18 protein-coding genes are annotated in these 19183 nt (G+C 60.5%); 6 read left to right on the top strand and 12 right to left on the bottom strand.

Translation table 11 applies throughout. The features are described 5' to 3' along the window. Positions 1-17 precede the first annotated feature (17 nt). Positions 18-1982 (top strand): cytochrome c oxidase assembly protein, encoded by a 1965-nt coding sequence (locus ON14_RS08470; RefSeq protein WP_010204486.1) that lies wholly within the window; start codon positions 18-20, stop codon positions 1980-1982. A gap of 17 nt (positions 1983-1999) precedes the next feature. Here ON14_RS08470 and ON14_RS08465 read toward each other — a convergent pair whose 3' ends face one another. Further along, positions 2000-3046, bottom strand: coding sequence for a hypothetical protein (locus ON14_RS08465; protein WP_010204485.1), 1047 nt, complete (start codon positions 3044-3046; stop codon positions 2000-2002). A 95-nt stretch (positions 3047-3141) separates the two neighbouring features. Here ON14_RS08465 and ON14_RS08460 point away from each other — a divergent pair, with 95 nt between their 5' ends. Further along, complete coding sequence (locus tag ON14_RS08460) at positions 3142-4440, top strand: ATP-dependent DNA helicase (RefSeq protein WP_010204484.1); 1299 nt, start codon at positions 3142-3144, stop codon at positions 4438-4440. 33 nt (positions 4441-4473) lie between these two features. On the opposite strand, the gene ON14_RS08455 is transcribed toward ON14_RS08460, so the two are convergent. The 7 genes from ON14_RS08455 to ON14_RS08425 all read right to left on the bottom strand — a co-directional run bounded on the left by ON14_RS08455 (position 4474) and on the right by ON14_RS08425 (position 11397). Next, positions 4474-5322, bottom strand: a complete 849-nt coding sequence (locus ON14_RS08455; protein WP_010204482.1) for a carbohydrate ABC transporter permease — start codon at positions 5320-5322, stop codon at positions 4474-4476. Continuing rightward, positions 5319-6200 carry a carbohydrate ABC transporter permease gene (locus ON14_RS08450; protein WP_010204481.1) on the bottom strand — a complete coding sequence of 294 codons (882 nt, stop codon included), beginning with the start codon at positions 6198-6200 and terminating at the stop codon, positions 5319-5321. Before ON14_RS08450 ends, ON14_RS08455 begins: the two co-directional genes overlap by 4 nt. Before the next feature lie 89 nt (positions 6201-6289). Further along, the gene (locus tag ON14_RS08445; protein ID WP_010204479.1) at positions 6290-7558 is read right to left on the bottom strand and encodes an ABC transporter substrate-binding protein; all 1269 of its coding nucleotides are present in this window, start codon (positions 7556-7558) and stop codon (positions 6290-6292) included. A gap of 2 nt (positions 7559-7560) precedes the next feature. Then, complete coding sequence (locus ON14_RS08440; RefSeq protein ID WP_010204478.1) at positions 7561-8967, bottom strand: protein O-GlcNAcase; 1407 nt, start codon at positions 8965-8967, stop codon at positions 7561-7563. Beyond that, complete coding sequence (locus ON14_RS08435) at positions 8964-9719, bottom strand: SIS domain-containing protein (RefSeq protein WP_010204477.1); 756 nt, start codon at positions 9717-9719, stop codon at positions 8964-8966. The genes ON14_RS08440 and ON14_RS08435 overlap by 4 nt, the downstream gene beginning before the upstream one ends. After that, the gene (locus tag ON14_RS08430; RefSeq protein WP_010204476.1) at positions 9716-10639 is read right to left on the bottom strand and encodes an N-acetylglucosamine kinase; all 924 of its coding nucleotides are present in this window, start codon (positions 10637-10639) and stop codon (positions 9716-9718) included. The genes ON14_RS08435 and ON14_RS08430 overlap by 4 nt, the downstream gene beginning before the upstream one ends. Beyond that, positions 10639-11397, bottom strand: a complete 759-nt coding sequence (locus tag ON14_RS08425) for a GntR family transcriptional regulator (protein ID WP_141629974.1) — start codon at positions 11395-11397, stop codon at positions 10639-10641. The genes ON14_RS08430 and ON14_RS08425 overlap by 1 nt, the downstream gene beginning before the upstream one ends. Positions 11398-11589: 192 nt before the next feature. On the opposite strand from ON14_RS08425, the gene ON14_RS08420 reads away from it, so the two are divergent. Next, a complete protein-coding gene (locus ON14_RS08420; protein WP_010204474.1) occupies positions 11590-12183 on the top strand; it encodes a GNAT family N-acetyltransferase in 594 nt (197 codons plus the stop codon). Beyond that, positions 12180-13193: a Gfo/Idh/MocA family protein gene (locus tag ON14_RS08415; protein ID WP_010204473.1), complete on the top strand. Its 1014-nt coding sequence runs from the start codon at positions 12180-12182 to the stop codon at positions 13191-13193. The genes ON14_RS08420 and ON14_RS08415 overlap by 4 nt, the downstream gene beginning before the upstream one ends. Here the strand turns inward: ON14_RS08415 and ON14_RS08410 are convergent. Then, on the bottom strand, positions 13190-13837 hold the full coding sequence (locus ON14_RS08410) for a biliverdin-producing heme oxygenase (RefSeq protein WP_010204472.1): 648 nt from the start codon (positions 13835-13837) through the stop codon (positions 13190-13192). The two genes, ON14_RS08415 and ON14_RS08410, sit on opposite strands and share 4 nt — an antisense overlap. A gap of 107 nt (positions 13838-13944) precedes the next feature. On the opposite strand from ON14_RS08410, the gene ON14_RS08405 reads away from it, so the two are divergent. After that, a complete protein-coding gene (locus tag ON14_RS08405; RefSeq protein WP_026037619.1) occupies positions 13945-15459 on the top strand; it encodes an MFS transporter in 1515 nt (504 codons plus the stop codon). 18 nt (positions 15460-15477) lie between these two features. Here ON14_RS08405 and ON14_RS08400 read toward each other — a convergent pair whose 3' ends face one another. From ON14_RS08400 to ON14_RS08390, 3 genes are all read right to left on the bottom strand, one after another. Next, entirely contained in the window at positions 15478-16065 is a 588-nt protein-coding gene (locus ON14_RS08400; protein WP_010204469.1) for a hypothetical protein, read from the bottom strand. 112 nt (positions 16066-16177) lie between these two features. Continuing rightward, positions 16178-16585 (bottom strand): DUF4383 domain-containing protein, encoded by a 408-nt coding sequence (locus tag ON14_RS08395; protein WP_010204468.1) that lies wholly within the window; start codon positions 16583-16585, stop codon positions 16178-16180. 121 nt (positions 16586-16706) lie between these two features. Next, positions 16707-17009, bottom strand: a complete 303-nt coding sequence (locus tag ON14_RS08390; protein ID WP_010204467.1) for a DUF2470 domain-containing protein — start codon at positions 17007-17009, stop codon at positions 16707-16709. Between the two features lie 71 nt (positions 17010-17080). Between ON14_RS08390 and ON14_RS08385 the strand changes: the two genes are divergently transcribed. Next, complete coding sequence (locus tag ON14_RS08385) at positions 17081-19117, top strand: heavy metal translocating P-type ATPase (protein WP_081503529.1); 2037 nt, start codon at positions 17081-17083, stop codon at positions 19115-19117. Positions 19118-19183: the final 66 nt, after the last annotated feature.

Genomic DNA, 19183 nt, shown 5'->3' with positions numbered 1-19183 from the left:
GCGACTACTCTGGGAGGGTGCTTCGATTCAGCCGGATAGCCGGACCCGCCCTGCTGCTGGTTGTCGCCTTCGTCGTCGTCGTTGTGGGGCTCCGGTTCGGCGGCGGAGCAGAAGCGCCCATTCTGCTAGACCCGGGGGCAGTGGTTCGCTGGGGTCTTCCGATCTCGAAACTTTTTGTGAACCTCGGGTTGGCGGCCACCATTGGCGGGCTTATGCTCGCGATTTTTGCGATGTCGCCGAAGCGTGAGGAGTTCTCGCTCACGCTCGACTTTGCTGCAGCTGGTGCCGGACTGTGGGCAGTGGCATCCGCTTTTACCGGGTTTTTCACTTTTTTGGCGGTGCGCAACCAGCCCATTGACTTCTCAAGCGCCTTTGGCGACGTTCTGGCGAGCTTTCTGACCGTTACCGAACTTGGTCAAGCGTGGTTGGCGACGGTGCTCATAGGGGCGGCGGTGACGGTGCTGTGTTTTGCCGTGCGCAACCCCACGGGGCTCGCGTTCGTTCTCATCCTCGCAATTGCGGGCCTCGTCCCCATGGCCCTTCAGGGGCACAGCGGTGGAACCGAAGACCATGACGCCGCAACAAGCGCGATCTTCTTGCACCTGCTTTTTGCCGCCCTCTGGTTGGGCGGATTGCTCGCGATCGCGATCGCTCAGTCCACGCTCACCAAGAACCGGTTGACTCTGGTGCTGCGCCGCTACTCGACTGTGGCCCTCATCAGCTTCATCGTGGTGGCAGTCTCTGGTTACGTGAGTGCCGAAATTCGGGTCGAGAACCTCGGAAACCTGCTCTCGCCGTACGGGCTCCTTGTGTTGGTCAAAGTGTTCGCGCTCATCATGTTGGGCCTCTTCGGTGCCATCTACCGCAACTATGCGATCGGTCGACTGGAATCGAACCAGAACAAGAGTCGCGGATGGTTCTGGTGGATCGTCTCCGCTGAGCTCGCGTTCATGGGGCTTGCGTCCGGCGCCGCCGCCGCCCTCGCGGCGACCCCCACTCCGGTACCCGAGACCGTGGCCGCCGACATCCCGGATTCTTCCCCCGCCGCGTACCTCACCGGCTCCCCCTTGCCGCCGCCAGTGTCAGCCAGCAGCCTCTTTAGCCTCTGGAGCTTCGACCTCATCTGGGTGTTGATTTGCGGCTTCGCCATCTTCTTCTACCTCGCCGGCGTGTGGCGCCTGCATAAGCGCGGTGACAGTTGGCCCATCCACCGCACCGTTTTCTGGATTGCCGGCATGTTGCTGCTGTTCTACATCACCAACGGTGGCGTGAATGTCTACGAGGGCTACCTGTTCTCGATGCACATGCTCGGGCACATGACTTTGGGAATGATGATCCCGGTGCTGCTCGTGCCCGGCGCTCCCATTACCTTGGCATTGCGTGCGGTCGCGAAGCGCACCGATGGCAGTCGCGGCGCGCGCGAGTGGATTCTGCTCATCGTTCACTCCCGGTACATGGCGATCATCGGGCATCCGCTGGTTGCTGCCGGAATCTTCGTGTTCTCGCTGTGGGTGTTCTACTACACGCCGCTGTTCCGCTGGGCGACGACCGATCATGTCGGGCACGAGTGGATGATCGTCCACTTCTTAGGTGCTGGCTACCTGTTTGTGCAATCGCTGATCGGTATCGACCCCTCGCCCCACCGACCAGCCTTTCCCATCCGGTTGCTGATTCTCTTGGGCACCATGGCATTCCACGCCTTCTTCGGTCTTGGTCTGATGACCGGAACAGGATTGCTGCTCGCCGACTGGTATGGCGCGATGGGCTGGGACACCGGAGTGAGCGCTCTCCAAGACCAACGCATCGGTGGCGGAATTGCCTGGAGCGTCGGCGAGATCCCCACGATTGCCCTAGCGATTGCCGTGGCCATCATGTGGCGCCGGAGCGATGGGCGTGACTCTGTGCGCTACGACCGCAAAGCGGAACGTGACGGGGATGCCGAACTCGACGCCTACAACGAGATGCTCGCTCAGCGTCGTTAGTGAGGGTTGCGCGGCGACTAGTTGGGGTACTGCTCGGTGATCAGCAGCTTGTCGTTGGGCAAGATCTTCACGAGGTAGCTCGCGCTGAAGGCAACATCCTCGTCGAAGGTCGAAACGGAGCCATCGAAGATCGAGCGCACGTCGACAAGCAAATGGGCTGCCGCATCCGTCGGAGGCATCAACCAGGTCGATGGCTCCGAGCCGGGCTGCAGCGCCACGGGCGGGTATGCAGCAATACTCCACTCAGGAGTTGTCACGATGCGATTGGCCATGGGCTGACCGAAGGGGCATCCGGTGGGGAGCAAAACTACTTGAGTGGCGCACTCATCGAGGGAAACGCCGATTTCACGCTGCACCTGGGCGGTCATGTGCTTGTTGGGCACGATATCGAGACGCGCGCGCACTGTGGCACCGGGTTCAGTCGCCGAGACGACGATCGGTTCTGCTTCTAGAAAAGTGGATGAGTGGGCGATATCAAAGCTGCTGGGCGTCAGCACCACATACGGCGCCGGCGTATTTTGCACCGGAGTCACAAAATCGGAGCCGTTCGCGGTGAACTCAGGAGAATTGAGCACCGTGAGGCGAACGATGGAGAGGGGAGCTGTAACAAAATCCCAGTCAGCGAACACGCCGAAGTTGGTTCCCGCGCGAGTAACGGTGAACGCTGATTGTGCAGAGCGGCCATCCAGCTCGAAATCGAACGTGACGGTCTCGGAGCCGTCCGCGTTCTTCACACGGTCGACAACGGCGATGTCTTCGATCGTGCTGAGAGCAGACGGTCGCAGCAGATCGTGCGAACCAGCCAGCAGCATCGAACCGGCACCCGTCGTATCGATCGGGGTTGCGCCGGCGCCATCATCGGAGGAGGCGCCGGATTCTGCTGGCACATGGATGTCGGCAATTTTTAGTGCAGAATCGAGGTCGTGGCGAGCGAGAGCGCCCAGATAGCTGCGTGTAAAACCGGTCGCGCTATAGATTGTCGAATTGAGCACGACCACGGTTGTCGCGAAGGCGGCAATGATCAGCCCGAGCACGATAGACCAGGTAACAAGCTCGCGACGCATTCACACATCCTAAACCGCTGACGTGAAAGATATCTCACGGCACGAAACTGGGGAAGTAGACCGAGAGCTGCCCTCAGCCGCATTAGGGTGATTGCGTGTCAAAAATCACCCTGTCGCCGGAGCAAGCAGCAGTCTTCGCTGCGATCGAGACGACGAGCGACAACCTCTTTGTTACGGGGCGCGCTGGCACCGGAAAATCTACGCTGCTTAATCACCTTTCGCAGAACACCTCAAAGCAGATAGTCATTTGTGCTCCAACGGGCGTTGCGGCTCTCAATGTTGGCGGCCAGACCATCCATTCCCTGTTCCGCCTTCCCATCGGGGTCATCGCCGACCACGAGCTTGAACAGAACCCTCCCCTGCGCAAACTGCTCAACACCATCGAAACTCTCGTGATCGACGAAGTATCGATGGTCAACGCTGACCTGCTTGATGCCATTGACCGCAGCTTGCGCCAAGCACGCCAACGCAAGAACGAACCCTTTGGCGGCGTTCAAGTGGTGCTCTTCGGGGATCCGTACCAGTTGGCTCCCGTGCCCGGTGATCCGGATGAGCGGGCCTACTTTGAAGACCGCTACCGTTCGATGTGGTTCTTTGACGCTCTAGTGTGGGAGCAGACTGACCTGACGATTTATGAACTGACGAGCATCCACCGCCAGCATGAGGGTGAATTCAAGTACATGTTGAACGCCGTGCGCCACAACGGCGTGACGGCAGAGATTGCTGAACGGCTCAATGCGGTCGGTGCTCGGCCGGCACCGAACGACGGAACGATCACGCTCGCCACCACAAACAGTGCCGTCACTCGCATCAATGCCACCGAGCTTGCGCGCCTGCCCGGCAAGGTACTGACAGCGAAGGCAGAAATCTCTGGAGAATTTGGTGGGCGCTCCTACCCTGCGGATGATGCCCTCGACCTGAAGGTCGGCGCGCAAGTGATGTTTCTGCGCAATGACACTAACGAGGGCGGAACCCAACGCTGGGTCAACGGCAGCGTCGGCACTGTGACCAAGATCGCGGCAACGGTGTGGGTAGAAGTCGACGGCCGCGACTACGAAGTAAAGCCGGCGGTGTGGGAAAAGTTCAAATACTCTTACTCGGCACGCACTAAAGCGCTGCGTAAAGACGTAATCGCTGAGTTCACGCAGTTTCCGCTGAGACTGGCGTGGGCCGTCACGATTCACAAGTCGCAAGGCAAGACCTACGACAGCGCGATTGTTGACCTCGGATCGCGCTCCTTCGCTCCCGGACAAACCTATGTTGCGCTCAGCCGCATCAGCAAGCTTGAGGGCCTGTACTTGAGTCGCCCGCTTCGCCCGAGTGACATCATCGTTGACGAGAATGTTGTGCGCTTCATGTCGCGCACCCAGCCGATTCCCGCCATCGAGGCGTAGCGCGCATCGAAACTTAGCGCGGGGCTCTTAGCGTTATTTGACGCTTCCGGCGGTGATGCCATCGACGATCTGCTTGTTGAACACGATGTAGATGATGATCATCGGTAATGTCACGATCGACAGCGCGGAGAATAGTAAGCCGTAGTCGGTCACATACCGGCTCGAGAATGCGAGTAGCCCGGTCGGGATCGTCTTGAGGGCGTCATCCTGAATGTAGAGCAGGGCGAGCAAGAACTCGTTCCAGCTCGACAGGGCCGAGAAGATTGCGACGGTCGCGAGACCGGGGCGCAGCAGGGGCAAGGCGATCGACCCGAACACGCGAAGGTCGCCAGCACCATCGATGCGGGCGGCCTCGAAGAGTTCGTCGGGCACGGCATCCAGATAGACCTTGAGAAGGTACACCGCGAGCGGCAGCCCCATGGCCGTGTAAGGGATGATGAGCGCCCAGCGGGTGTCAGTGATGGCCAGTTGGGTGAACAGCGTTGACTGCGCGATGAAGTACGACTGCAACGGCAATAACAGGCCAAGAGCCAGTAACCCCATGAGAAGGTTACGGCCACGGAAGCGGTAGCGACTGAAGGCGAATGCTGCCGCAGCCCCTAAAAGTAGGATGCCGAACACGGAAGCCCCGGTCACGATCGCACTATTGAGGGCGTACTGGCCGATGTGCCCGACCTCCCACGCTTCAGCCCAGCGACCGAAGTCGATCTCGGTGGGAAGAGCGAAGGGGGTGGAGAAAATCGCCGAGTTCGATTTGAAACTGGAGAACACCATCCAGAGCATCGGAAAGAAAAACACGACAGCAATGACTACTAGTGCGAGCGTGAAGAGCAGTCCAGGAATGCGGCCTACCGTTAAGCGTTGTGCGGTGCGGGTGCTCATGCGTTCACCTTCTCGGGCTTCTCGCGATTGACCCTCGCGAAGACCAAACCCAGCGCGACGACGACTGCTGTGAGCACCATAGCCATTGCCGAACCGTAGCCAACATTCCCGAAAGTGAATACCGACTTCACGAGATAAGTGGTCGGGATCTCGGTGGCCCCATACGGTCCACCATTTGTCATCACATAGAAAAGATCGAAACCTTGAAAACCGCCCGTGATGCACAGCAGCAAGGAGACAGTAATCGCGTTGCGGATCATCGGCACCTTGATACGCCGAAATAGCTGCCATTCGCCGGCACCATCGAGGCGAGCAGCCTCGATCACCTCGGTGGGCACTTGGCTAAAGGCGGCGTAAAAGATAGTCATGTAAAAACCGGCATAGACCCAGCCCGAGACCACACTCACCGCGAGGAGTGCGGTTGCCGGGTCACCAAGCCAGACGCGTTGAAGATCTTCGAGACCAAAGTTCACGAGGGCCGCGTTGAGCAAACCAAAGTCGTTGTTGTAAACGAAAGCCCACAGCACCGCAACGACAACCATGGGCAGCATCACGGGGGTGAAGATCGCCACCCGAAACCAGAGCGAGCCGCGACGCTTCACACTAACCAGCCCCGCCAGCACCAAACCGACAGCAACCTCAAGCAGAATCGTCGCCGCGATATAGAGAACTACATGGAGGAATGAGTCGCGAAACAGCACATCATTTGCGGCCTCGATGTAGTTGTCGAGACCGACAAACTGCATCGTTCCGTAGCCATTCCACTCGGTAAAGCTATAAGCAAAGGTCATCACTACCGGAAAGAGAACCGCAAAGCCGAAGACTGCCATGGCAGGAACCAAGAACAGGTACGGGGTGACCCTGCGGTTGGGCTTCATCGGCTTGGCGCCCTCTCAAGAATGAAGCTGACCGCCCGATCTCGGGTGGACGGGCGGTCAGCGAAAGTGGCTAACTATCGGGAAAGAAGTTAGCTCAGCTTGTTATCGATACCGGCAACGGCATCCTCAGGGCTGCTCTGGCCACCGAGCACTTCGGCCAGGGCCGCATACAGTGCGTTGGCGGTCTCAAGGTCGTAACCATTGTCGGGCGGGAGAACGATCGCGGGAGCCGTCTCGAGCATGTCGAGGAGCTTGGCGCTGCGCGAGTCGACCTCTTCGCCGTCGGAGGCGGACAGAGCCATCGGGGTGAGTTCAGCACCGATGAAGGCCTGAACGTTCTCGTCGCTATTGAGCAAGGCCAGGAACTCTGCCGCAAGATCTTGATTGCTGCTCTTGGCGTTCACAACGTAGCCCGTCACAACGCCGATAACGCTGTCTTGGTTTCCCTTACCGGGCATGCTCGGAAGGTTCACGTAGTCAAAGTTGAGCCCGGGCGCCTCATCGATTGCCCAGCTCACAAGCCACGAACCGATAGCGTGCATCGCTGCTTTGCCCTGGAAGAAGAGCTGGGCGCCCTCATTGTCGTCAACAGCGTTCGCGCTCTCGTTCACACAATTGTGGTCGGCGAGTTCTTTGACATAACCGAAGGCTTCAACCCACTCCGGAGTATCGAAGTCGGTCTCGCCCGAAAGCGCTGAACTGTAAACGTCTTCGCCGACTACGCGCGAAGTCAAGTGGGCGAGCCAGTTACCGGCAGCCCAGAGGTCTTTATTGCCCGATGCGATGGGAATGATGCCTTCTGCATCGAGAGCATCGCACGTGGCAAGCAACTCATCCCACGTGGTTGGCGGGGTCAGCCCGTTCTCGGCAAAGATATCTTCGTTGTACCAGAGCACGTTCGTGACGTCGGCAGCATGAGGAACCATGACGACGGCATCATCGACCGTCAACGAACTGAAGACCTCGTCATCGAAGAGGCCAGCGATGGGGCCGGTCGTGACAGCCTCAGTGAGGTCAGCGGCAAAACCATCAGCGGCGCGCTGCTCAAGTCGAGCACCAGCCCACTCAAAATAGATGTCCGGAGCATTGCGACCATTCAGCAGATTGGGGAGGCCAATCGTTTGGTACAGGTCGTCGTTCTGGTAGTTCATCTCAACGGTGACATCGGGGTTCGCTGCCTCAAACTGGGCAGCGACGTCATCCCAGACACGAATCTGAGCCTCGCCGGGGGAACCCATCGCAACGCGTAAAACGTTGTCGTCAGAACTGCCGCCACCGGCACTGCAGCCCGTGAGAATCAGCGCGGTCGCGCTCAGGGCAGCAACGGCGCCAGTGGTTACTTTTCGCCTATCGGTCATGATCATTCCTTTGCTGTGATGGATGCGCTTAGGGGTGATGCACTAGCGGGTGTTGCGGGTGGTGAGCCCTCGGCGGCGACAAGCTCCGCCAAAGTCATATCGAGCAGATCGCCGAACACGCGGCGACGAGCATTTCGTAAGCCCTCAAGGAACGGGCGAAGAACAGTGGGGCCGTCGGTATCGAGGCGGTCCACGGTGGCCAGCGTGGCAACCTCAACGAGCGCTTGAGACCCCAAACGGAATGACTTCAGCCACGGGCGAACCTCGGCAATGAGCGCCGGGTTGCTGACCGGACCATCCAGAAGGCGATCGGCCGCCTGCACCATTGACTCGGCACGCTGCACAAGCTCGGCGGCGGCGCTCACGCGATCACCGTACTCCAGCTCAAAAGTGAAGCGCTCGAGGGCCTCAGCGAGCTCGGGAGCATCGTCGGCCGAGAGGCATGAGAATCGAACAGTGTCAGCAAACACGGTGAAGTCTGCGGCGTTTTCTGGCCCGACGACATCCATAATCGCCTGTTTCCAGCTCGCCTCGGCATCGTAACCTTCGGGATCGCGCAAATAGTCAGCGATGGTGGCGAACGGGATCTTGGATGACTCAAAAAGTTGCATGCCGTTAGCAATAATGCCCGTCGAGAAGCGGAACAGCTGCGGGTCGCGGCCCTGGTACGGGCCAATGTGGAGTTCATGGCCCATCGCCACGTCGTTCACGGGGTAGTTATCCCAATAGGTGGCCGGCCGACCGGTCGATCGAGCAAAAGCGGCGGCGTCAGCAAGATCGAGAGTGGGGGAGCAGATCGCGCGGCCCGTCCAGAACAGATCAATGCGGGGATCAAGGGCGCGGCCCAAGCGGCTGATGTATTCCTCGGTGCCGTAACCCCAATATTGCGTGGGGCAGACCGTGAGGTGCGTGTCGCTGCTGAACTGCGAGAAGACTCCACCGATGAGCGACTGATGCGCATCCACTAAATCAGAGAAGGTGGCGATGTCTTCAGGATGCTGCAATCGAGCAGGAATGTCGTCGAGGAGCAACCCGAAACTGGTGACGCCCAATTCGCCAACGGCGGCGAACTTGGCCAGCAGCATCCGTAAATCGTCGCTGCTGGAATATTTGATCGTGAGGCCGGGAGACAGGCAATACAGGAATGTCATGCCGTGTTCGGCGCAGCGGGCGATCAGTTCAGACATTCGAGCGAGTTCTGCCCCAGCGTAGGGACTGCGCCAGTCGTGGCGAACGAGGGGGTCGTCTTTGGGGGAATAGACGAAAGTGTTCATGCCCCGTTCGGCGAGAAAGCTGATGAGGTCGACTCGTTGCGCGTGACTCCACGGGGAGCCATAGAATCCCTCAATCACGCCTCGGACGGCAAAGGGTGAGGTGGAGGGAACATCGCGCTCGAAGACGGCTGTCATACAACCGCCTCCCTTGTGGTGAATTTATGATTCGTGGCATCGCCACTGCTGGTATTGCTGCTTTCGTAAACGTCGGGAATCACGCCCTCATTTACGGCCAACTGAATAGCTTCGGCCATTACTGCATTGAGAATCGCTGACCCGATTACTGTCGAGGTCGCAGACACCGGCTTGTCGATCCCGCTGATGTCTACCGCGGCATCCCCGACGCGACCACCGTTATCAATAACAACAGTGGCTAACTCATGCAGTCTAGGGAAAGCCGTAGGGCGAGCGGAAGACGACGTTGCATGATTGAGACTCGTGAGGGCAATAACCGGAACGCCGTTAGCGATGACGAGCTGCACGAGCTCCGACGTCACGGCGTTGCTTCCCGAATTCGAGGCAACGATCAGAACGTCTCCCGCAGAAATGGGGTGGTCACCGAGCAGTGCCGCGGCCAAGCCAGGCAGACGCTCCAGCGAGGTGCTGAGCGGTGCGCTCGAGTGCAGCATGAGCCCGTCGAAGAGCAACGGACGAACATTGACGAGCCCACCGGCACGGTAGAAGAGCTCTTCCGCCATCATGTGGGAGTGACCAGTGCCGAAGACGTGAACGGTGCGCTTGGCGATGAGGGTATTGGCGATGAGTCTGGCCGCCGCAACGATATTCGCTGCTTCGTCGGTGCGGAGGCGTTCAATCAGTTCGATTGCATGCGAGAGAAAGCGATCGGCAGGTGACTCCAAATCGAGGGCATTCGGGGTGGTCGTCACGATGATGGCTCTTCTTTCCAGATATGGATAAGACTGCGATAGATGCTGTTGGTCTCGCCAGCGCCCAGCAGCAGTGCACCGTCGAGAGCGGAGGCATCCGCTGGACGGAACGACAAACCCTCCGCCGCCAGAAGCTCGACGAGTCTGGCAAAGAGAACAGTGTTGTGACCGAGCAGTTTTCCGCCGAGCGCGAGCGGGGCATCTTGGCCAACCCAGTTCAGCCCAACGCGAGCAGTCTCGAACAACTCACGGGCGGCACCATCGACGATCTTGTTTGCGACGGCGTCCCCTTCGACCGCGGCGGTCAGCACATCACGGGCGAACTGCGAAACGCGATTGACAGGGCGACGCACGCTGTGAATGCGGGCGGCAAGATTGTGGAGACCGGCAAATTGATTCTCGGCACGCTCGGTGAGCATGGTGGTTTCGCCGCGACCGTCAAGCTGCTTGAGCACGGCTGACACCCCGCGGCTGCCGATCCAGAAACCACCGCCGGCGTCACCGAGGAGGTAGCCGTGGCCATCAATAACTCGTGATTCGCCGTCGGCCTTCAGGGCAAGACACCCGACGCCGGTTCCGGTGATGAGAGAGACGCCGGGCTCGCCCGAAAGTGCGCCAGCGTGCGAAGTAACAGTGTCATCCGCCACCCACACCTCGCGCGCACCAGTAGTTGCTGCAACCAGGGCGCCAAGTCTCGACGCGGCAGCGGCATCGGCGGGGGATGTCGTCAGACCCATGACGACGCGGTCGACTGGCTCGAAATGGCCATGACTCCAGGCGCTTGCGACAGCATTGAAGACGGAACGCACAGTGTCGCCCTCAAGCCGGCTGACTCCATCGACCTCGACCGTTCCCGGTTGCGCGGTGCTTTTAACCCGGATGCCGGACTGCCCGCCATCAACGCCGAGAACGGTAAGCATCAACTTTTCCTTGCTTGTTCGGGAGTAAAAGCCGCGCCAGACACTTGGGCGGTGAGTTGGTATTTGTCGCCGCGGTAGAAACAGTTGGCGATCATGATGATGTTGCCGCGCGCATCCGAGTCGACCATGCGGATGCGCAAGCACGCCTGATCAGCGGCGATCGTGAGCAGTTCGCGCACACGCTGGTCGGGCAGCACCGGTTCGATCGAGACGTTGGCGGCGCCGGGCACAATGCGGTAGCGGGAGCTGAGTAGTTCGTAGAGCGAACCACCGAGGTCACTGCCATTGATGCCGGGGACGAGCGCCTGAGGAATCCAGACAGTCTCGACCGCCATTGCTTCGCCGCCCCCTAAACGCAATCTGGTGAAACTGACGACCTGATCGCCGGGGGAGATGTGCAATTGGGTGGCGATCGCGGAATCGGCGGGCGCGACGCGGTAGGCAAGCAACCGCGCGCTGGGCTCGAGCCCACGGTCGCGCATGTCTTGCGAGAACGAGGTGAGTCCGAGCAGGCGAACGAACGGTTGGGGAGTGACATAGGTGCCGGAGCCATGGCGGCGCTCAACGAGCCCTTCGGCGACGAGAGCGTCGACTGCGCGGCGGATTGTCATTCTGGCGACGCCCCATTGGGCGCTGAGGTCTCGCTCGCTCGGCAGGCTCTTGCCCACCTCGGTTGACGCGACTAATTCTCGTAGGCGCGCTCTGAGTGTGTGTCTGGTTGATTCCACGACGACTGTCACCTTCACATTAGAGCCCATTTATGGGCACTCGGTAAAGGTCTGGTTAGACCAATAGCGGTGCTGCTTACTGAACCGTGATACCCAAAAGTGCCCCGGATATCTATGGATTCCGTGAGAAGGCGGCACTGGTAGCGAGCCGCCTTAGACCACTCTGACATCGTAGCGTGACAATGGGAAGAGACCACTTGACGGGCGCTATATGGTGAAACTATGACCCATATCCGTCTGGCTGGACCGCAAGACCTTCCCGGAACCTATCGAGTCTGTCTCCAGACCGCCGACGCCGGTGCCGATGGCAGCGCGCTTTATGCCAATCCCGATCTGCTGGGTCACATTTATGTTGGCCCCTATCTCGTGGGGCACCCTGATCTCGCCTTCGTCATCGTGGACGAACAGGGAGTAGCTGGCTATGTGCTCGGCGCTGCCGACACCCACCAGTTCGAAGAGTGGCAAGAGCGGCAGTGGTGGCCAGCGCTCCGCGAACAATATCCTCCGACCGACAGTGCAACGCTTGACGACGAGCTAATCGCCCACCTTCACTCACCCGTGCGCGCCCCGGATGCCGTGGCCGAGCGTTACCCCGCCCACCTTCACATCGATCTGCTGCCGCGCGTGCAAGGTAAAGGATTGGGGCGTGCACTGCTCGAGAAGCTATTTGATGAGCTGCGCGCTCGCGGTGTGCCGGGCATCCATTTGGGGGTCGGAGAAGACAACCACAATGCAATCGCGTTTTATCGCCACTTGGGCTTCGTTGAGCTCGCTAGCGGTACCGATTCGATCTATCTGGGAAGAGAACTATCGTGATTCTGCCTGAATCGACTGCTGCGCCCCTTCGTGGCGGGCCACTGCTGAACTGGGGGGTGCTCGCTCCGGGCGGTATCGCTACCGATTGGGTGGCAGCAATGCACGCTCACACTGACCAGCGGGTTGTGGCGGTAGCGTCTCGGTCCGCTGAGCGAGCTGCCGAATTCGCGCAGAAGAACGGCATCGAGCGAAGCTACGGAAGCTATGAGCAGCTTGCGGCAGATCCAGCAGTGGACATCATTTATATCGCTGCCCCGAACGTATTTCATCGCCCTTTGGCCTTGCTGGCGATCGCCGCGGGCAAGCATGTGCTGATCGAAAAGCCTCTCGGCATCGATGCCGCCGATGCGCAGGTGATTGTTGCCGCTGCGCGGGCGGCCGGAGTCTTTGCGATGGAGGCGATGTGGACCAGGTTCTTGCCGCAGACGACCATAATCGCTCAACTCCTCGCCGCCGGAGACCTTGGCGACCTAAAAATTGTGACCGCCGATTTCGGGGCAAATTTTGGCGATCCTGCTGGCCAGCCGGTATTCGACCCAGCGATGGGTGGCGGCTCACTTCGCGACATCGGAATCTATCCGGTGTGGTTTTCCCGGTTCGCCCTCGGTGCCCCCAATTCGCTGGCGGCGACAGGGCGGATGCTCGCGAGCGGCGTTGATGGCCAAGCAGCGATGATTCTTGGGCACGCCAGTGGCGCCCAATCGGTTTTGCACACGACAATGCTCGCCGACACCCCCACGGAGGCCCGCATCAACGGCACTCGGGCTCGCGTTGAGGTGCGCACCCCCTTTTACGCGCCCCACGGGTTCGCCGTTGTGCGTGACGAAGAGCGCACGGAGTTCACCGATGGCACCGGATTGCGTGGCCGCGAGGGGCTCGCGTTTCAGACGACGGCGATCGCACATCACATTGCGGCTGGCCGAACCGAGGCGCCGGAGCATCCACTCGATGTTTCGATCGAAATTTTGGAGACGCTCGACACCTTGCGCGCCCAGGTTGAGGCTGGTTAGGCGGCAGCCTTTGCGCGTGACAGGTCGATGAAAAGGTCGGTGTTGAACTTGTAGGCTGTCAAGACTTCGTTGATGACGCGCTCACGTTCGGCGTCATCCCACTGCACAGCATCGAGTTGATCGCGGTAGGTGCTCTTGAACTCTTTGGGCTTCGCAATCTGATCAAACAGGTAGAAACCGACGCCGTTGGTTTCAAAACCGAACTGGCGCTGCATAAGAGTGCGGATGACCTGCCCACCCGAAAGGTCGCCGAGGTAGCGAGTGTAGTGGTGGGCGATAAACCCGCCAGCCCAGTCTTGGGCGGCGATCTCGCGGACGCGGGCGGCATACGCTGCCGCGGTCGGAAGCGGGGCGATCTGGTCACGCCAGTCGGCCCCGAGAAGAAACTCGAGGTCGGCTTCGATGGCGGGCAGGCGAGTCAGCTGCGAAGTGATGAATGGCGCGGCTACGGGGTCATTCGCGAAGTGATCTGCGGCAGCTTCGATTGCTTCGTAGATGAAGTAGTGCTGGGCGACCAAAGCGATGTAGTCATCGCGGCTGCCTTTGCCCGTCATGAGATCTTTCATGAAATCGGCACCTTCGCTATCGCCGTGGCTTGACCACGTGCGCTCGCGAAGGGCCTGCGAGAAAGGAATAACAGCCACTGGATTCTCCTAGCGAAGTGAGTTAGGTGACCCTCACTCTAGTGGGAGGGCTGCTGACACTGCATCATCCAAAAGTTGGGTGTTCGGCGGGACTGTATCGTGAGCTAGTGAGTACGACTGACCAGCCCCGCGTCTTAGCGACGACCAAGCAATGGTTCGCCCTTGGCGTGCTGATGTTGCCGACACTTCTTGTCTCTATCGATAACACGGTGCTGAGCTTTGCGCTGCCGAGTATCGCCAGAGACTTGCGGCCGAGTGCGGTGGCGCAACTCTGGATTGTCGACGTTTATCCCCTGGTGCTCGCAGCGCTGCTCGTGGGCATGGGTAATCTCGGCGATCGCTTTGGCCGCCGCCGGATGCTGTTGATTGGGGCATCCGGTTTCGGAATCGTTTCCGTGCTTGCCGCTTTTGCCCCTGATGCGACCTCGCTCATCATCGCGCGGGTGTTCCTCGGAGTCTTCGGCGCCATGCTCATGCCATCGACTCTTTCGCTGCTGCGCTCGCTGTTTGGCGATCGTCGGCAGCGCCGCCTCGCTATCGCTATTTGGGCCGCGGGCTTTTCGGCCGGTTCTGCAATCGGTCCCCTCGTCGGTGGTGTGCTTCTTGAGCACTTCTGGTGGGGATCGGTGTTTCTCGTTGCTGTGCCCTTCCTGCTTCCGCTGCTGATCTTCGCGCCCCTGCTCATCGCCGAATCGAAAGATCCAGCCCCCGGACCATTCGACTTCGGCAGCATCGTGCTGTCGATCTTCACCCTTGGGCCTGCGGTCTATGCGATCAAAGTTATCGCCACAGAGGGCATCGGCGTGCTCCCCATAGTGCTGCTCATCGTTGCCGCTCTCGCGGGGGTGTACTTCGTGCGTCGACTGCTCGCCCAACCCAACCCCATGCTCGACATGAACCTGTTCCGGGTTCCCTCGTTCTCCGGCGCGGTTCTGGTGAACCTGGTCAGCGTCTTCTCGCTCTTGGGACTTCTGTTCTTTCTCACCCAACACCTGCAGCTTGTCGTGGGGCTCAGTCCCTTCGACGCAGCAGTTGCCCTCACCCCGGGCATCGTGGTGATCATCCTCGCCGGTCTCGGGGTTGTACCGCTCGTACGGTATGTGCGCCCCGGCTATCTCATGGCCGGCGGCCTGTTTCTCTCGCTACTCGCCTACGCTTCGATCGCGCTGATCGGAAGCGACGCGACAGTGCTGAGCTACATCGTGGCGTTCTGTGTGCTCGGTGCCGGAATCGGCTCCGCCGAAACCCTGTCGAACGATCTCATCATCTCGAGCGTTCCCCCCGACAAAGCTGGGGCGGCATCCGGCGTCTCTGAAACAGCCTACGAATTGGGCGCCGTGCTGGGAACTGCCGTACTCGGCAGCATCCTCACCGCCTCGTACCGGTCGTCTATCGTTATCCCGGACGGGTTGACCGAAGCGGATGCGACGGCAGCGCGCGAGACTCTGGGCGGTGCCGTCGAGGTGGCGTCCACCCTGCCGAATGGGCTCGGTGGGCAACTCTTAGACACCGCGCGTCACGCCTTTGACACAGGAGTCGTCACGACGTCCTGGGTCGCCGTCGGCCTCATGGCAGTGGCCATCACAATCACGCTAGTGACCTTGCGTTCGGTGCGCAGCTAGGCGAAGCGATCACGTGACCTAGTGACCGGTGTGGCTCGGAACGTCGAACACGACTTCGGGAACGTCACCGGCTGGCGAGTCCCTTTGAGGAGTGAATGAACCATCGTGTTCGCCATGGGGCTGAGCGTAAATGCCGGCCTCGGTGGCGGCGAGAGCAGGAGTTGTCAGGGCAGAAACCGCGAGAGCGCCAAGCATGAGGGCCGTCAGGTAGCGAGCCGCACCGGGCGCCGTGCTTGCCCGTTGTCGCCCCTCGCGGATGCGACGCGCCTGTAGCGAGATCGACGTGGCGACGAATAGTTGGAAGATTGCGGCAATGCCCCAGGGCACGACATCCATTAATGAGGCAAGAGCGGGGATCTGAAGACTGGATGCCGCGCCGACCAGCAGGCCCCAGGCAACGAGTGGAGCCACCGCAACGACAATAGCGGCACGCGGCGTTGGCAACTGCTCGCGAGTGAACGCAAAGACACCCCAGCCAAATTCGACTATGCCGAGAAGGCCGAGCGGTATCGCCAGCGCGAGAGGGGAACCAATTACTAGCGCAACATGAATCAGGCCGGCGCCTACTGCGGCAAACGCGATCCAAGTTCGGGTGATAGCGGACATGTTGGTTCTCCTCTCGGTGCTGAAGATGGGGCTGCTGAGCTGCCCAGGGGTGTGGCGCGGGGAGGCGCGGTGGCGGCTGGCGAACCGGTAATCGGATGTCAGCCGCGGCGGGTTAGGCGCTAACGCCGGTTGCGCGCTTGTCGGCGCCGAGGCCAACGGCGAGCAGAACAACAGCGCTGGCAAAGTGCAGCACGTTGTCGGCGGCGTTGAGGGCCAGGATGTTGAGCGAGGTGCCCACGAGCAGCAAGCCGGCAAAGCCGAGGGCGAGGTAGGCGAAGCCGACGGTGGAGTTGGCGGTGCGTGCGGCGCGCTTGTTGGAAATTCCTGCCAGCAGCAGTGCTGCACCGATGAGGAGGTGGGCAACGTTATGGAAGATGTTCACTTCGAATAGCCCGAGCAGGAGTCCACCCTCGGTTGCAAAGAAGCCAACGCCGTTGGTGACGGTGAAGCCGAGCAACCCGACAAGAATGTAGACCGCGCCGAAGATAACTCCCAGCAGGCGGTTAGGTGATGTAGTCATTGAAGTGCCTCCTCCGCGCGAACACGATGCTCGCGCTGTTGACTCTTATTCGTACTCCTCACCCAGATGGTTTGGCTAGGGGCACAAAGAGGTGAACTTGTGGACGAGGATTACCGCATCGTTAGCTGTGCGGGCGAGCTTCGACACCCAACTTTTCGCACGCAGCATCGTAGAGCTTCACGATTTCGTGGCGGATCTCCGCACGCTCGCTGATCGGAGTGCTCCACGGCACGGTCACATGGTGTTCGATGCCGTCGTCATCCGAATACTGCCACGTGCCCTCGGTGCCGTCGAGCGACACCATGGCCGCTGAGATAGCGGCGGATTCCGCAAACGCACGCACGATGAGCAGATTGTCATCGTTGTGGTCGCTATTCATGTGGGCGAGGACGGCGGACACGATTTCTGCGCTGAAAGTAGTCACGGGTCTACGGTAGCTGGGAGTTGGAGATCGTGGGTTGAATATATACCCCATAGGGGTATAACGTGGCGCTCATGGATGGAATGACCGAGCACAACACGCAAACCTCTCCCCAGCAGCACTCTGGCCACTCTGGTCATGCAGACCACGTCGCACAATTCCGCCGGCTGTTCTGGATCATGCTCGTCCTGGCGATCCCGGTTGCCGGCTTCAGCATGATGTTCGCCCAGATTCTCGGCTACACCCTGCCCGAGAACGTGTTCGTGCAGTGGATCTCCCCGGTGCTCGGCACCGTCATGTTCGTCTGGGGAGGCAAGCCCTTCCTCACGGGGGGTGCTTCCGAGCTGAAAGCCCGCAAGCCGGGAATGATGCTGCTGATCTCTATGGCCATCACGGTCGCGTTTGTCGCCTCCTGGGCATCCACCCTGGGGCTTATTGCTCACGAACTCGACTTCTGGTGGGAGCTCGCGCTACTGCTCGTCGTCATGTTGCTCGGCCACTGGGTCGAGATGCGTTCGCTCGCCCAAACTTCGAGTGCTCTCGATTCTCTGGCGGCGTTGCTTCCGGATGAAGCGGAGAAAGTTGAGGGCGACAACTTCGTCTCGGTGCACCCGGCTGACCTCGTTGTTGGAGACGTCGTGATCGTTCGCCCCGGTGGGCGAGTACCCGCCGACGGCGAAGTGATTGACGGTTCGGCGGAGTTGGATGAGTCGATGATCACCGGAGAGTCGCAGCCGGTTGAGCGGGCCGTGGGAGACCGCGTCGTTGCGGGAACCGTTGCGACCGATAACTCGATCCGGGTGAAGGTCACCGCGATCGGTGAAGACACGGCGCTCGCCGGCATCACCAGGCTCGTAGAAACGGCTCAAAACTCGTCGTCGCCCGCCCAGCGTATTGCCGATACCGCCGCGGGATGGCTGTTCTGGTTCGCGCTCGGTGCTGCCGCGATCACGGCCACCGTCTGGACGCTCGTAGGTAGCCCTGATGATGCAATCGTGCGCACGATCACCGTGCTTGTGATCGCGTGCCCGCATGCTTTGGGTCTTGCGATTCCGCTTGTCGTCTCGATTTCTACCGAGCGTGCTGCTCGCGCCGGGGTGCTCATCAAGGATCGTCTCGCTCTTGAAACCATGCGCAAGGTTGACACTGTGTTGTTCGACAAGACTGGCACCCTCACCAAGGGCGAGCCCGCTGTCACGCACGTTGTGGCTGTCGGCGATGCGAGTGACGATGAGGTGATTCGGCTCGCTGCCGCCGCAGAGTTCGACAGCGAGCATCCGCTGGCCAAGGCCATTGTGACGGCAGCGAAAGATCGCAAACTCGACCGGGCGACAGCCTCACAATTCAGCTCGTCGAGCGGCGTGGGGGTCGAAGCGACTGTCGACGGTTCCACGATCAGCGTTGGTGGGCCAAGCATGCTCCGCCAGCACGACCAAACCGCGGTCGAGGTGACCACGACGTGGGCGGCTGAGGGCGCAATCATTCTGCACGTGCTCGCGGACGGGCACGTGATTGGTGCGATCGGTCTCGCGGATGAAGTGCGCGAAGACTCCCGCCAGGCTGTCGATGCACTCCACGATCGCGGCATCACCGTGGTGATGATCACCGGAGACGCGGATGCTGTGGCACAGTCGGTGGCCGCCGAACTCGGCATCGACCGGGTGTTCTCGGGCGTGCATCCAGAAGACAAAGCGAGCAAGGTCGCCGAACTGCAGAAGGCAGGCGGCACCGTTGCCATGGTCGGTGACGGCGTGAACGATGCGCCAGCGCTTGCCCAGGCGGATGTCGGAATCGCGATCGGCGCCGGAACTGACGTAGCGATTGCTTCCGCTGGCGTCGTGCTCGCCAGTGACGACCCGCGCTCAGTGCTTGCCGTGATCGAACTCTCGCGCCGCAGCTACGGCAAGATGCGCCAAAACCTGTGGTGGGCTGCCGGCTACAACCTCCTCGCTGTGCCGCTCGCCGCTGGCGTGCTCGCCCCCATCGGCTTCGTGCTGCCCATCTCGGTTGGCGCGCTACTGATGTCGGCCTCGACCGTGGTCGTTGCCGCCAACGCTCAGCTGCTGCGCCGGCTCGACCTGCGGCCCGAAGCGGTTATCGCCAAGGACTGACCAGCAGCCGAGCTCTCACAGTGCGCGCGCTTCGGCGTCGGTAGCGCTTCGGCGTCGACGTCGCTG

This window comes from Salinibacterium sp. PAMC 21357, assembly GCF_000247645.1.
Classification (GTDB): domain Bacteria; phylum Actinomycetota; class Actinomycetes; order Actinomycetales; family Microbacteriaceae; genus Rhodoglobus.
Note: the sequence above shows the minus strand (reverse complement) of the source record. Positions and strands in the feature narration are given on the sequence as shown.

Coding starts and splice junctions, on each gene's coding strand:
- ON14_RS08465 (WP_010204485.1), bottom strand. CDS start 3,046: ATGCGTCGCGAGCTTGTTACCTGGTCTATCGTGCTCGGGCTGATCATT.
- ON14_RS08385 (WP_081503529.1), top strand. CDS start 17,081: ATGGATGGAATGACCGAGCACAACACGCAAACCTCTCCCCAGCAGCAC.
- ON14_RS08440 (WP_010204478.1), bottom strand. CDS start 8,967: ATGACAGCCGTCTTCGAGCGCGATGTTCCCTCCACCTCACCCTTTGCC.
- ON14_RS08400 (WP_010204469.1), bottom strand. CDS start 16,065: ATGTCCGCTATCACCCGAACTTGGATCGCGTTTGCCGCAGTAGGCGCC.
- ON14_RS08420 (WP_010204474.1), top strand. CDS start 11,590: ATGACCCATATCCGTCTGGCTGGACCGCAAGACCTTCCCGGAACCTAT.
- ON14_RS08445 (WP_010204479.1), bottom strand. CDS start 7,558: ATGACCGATAGGCGAAAAGTAACCACTGGCGCCGTTGCTGCCCTGAGC.
- ON14_RS08430 (WP_010204476.1), bottom strand. CDS start 10,639: ATGCTTACCGTTCTCGGCGTTGATGGCGGGCAGTCCGGCATCCGGGTT.
- ON14_RS08395 (WP_010204468.1), bottom strand. CDS start 16,585: ATGACTACATCACCTAACCGCCTGCTGGGAGTTATCTTCGGCGCGGTC.
- ON14_RS08425 (WP_141629974.1), bottom strand. CDS start 11,397: ATGGGCTCTAATGTGAAGGTGACAGTCGTCGTGGAATCAACCAGACAC.
- ON14_RS08455 (WP_010204482.1), bottom strand. CDS start 5,322: ATGAGCACCCGCACCGCACAACGCTTAACGGTAGGCCGCATTCCTGGA.
- ON14_RS08450 (WP_010204481.1), bottom strand. CDS start 6,200: ATGAAGCCCAACCGCAGGGTCACCCCGTACCTGTTCTTGGTTCCTGCC.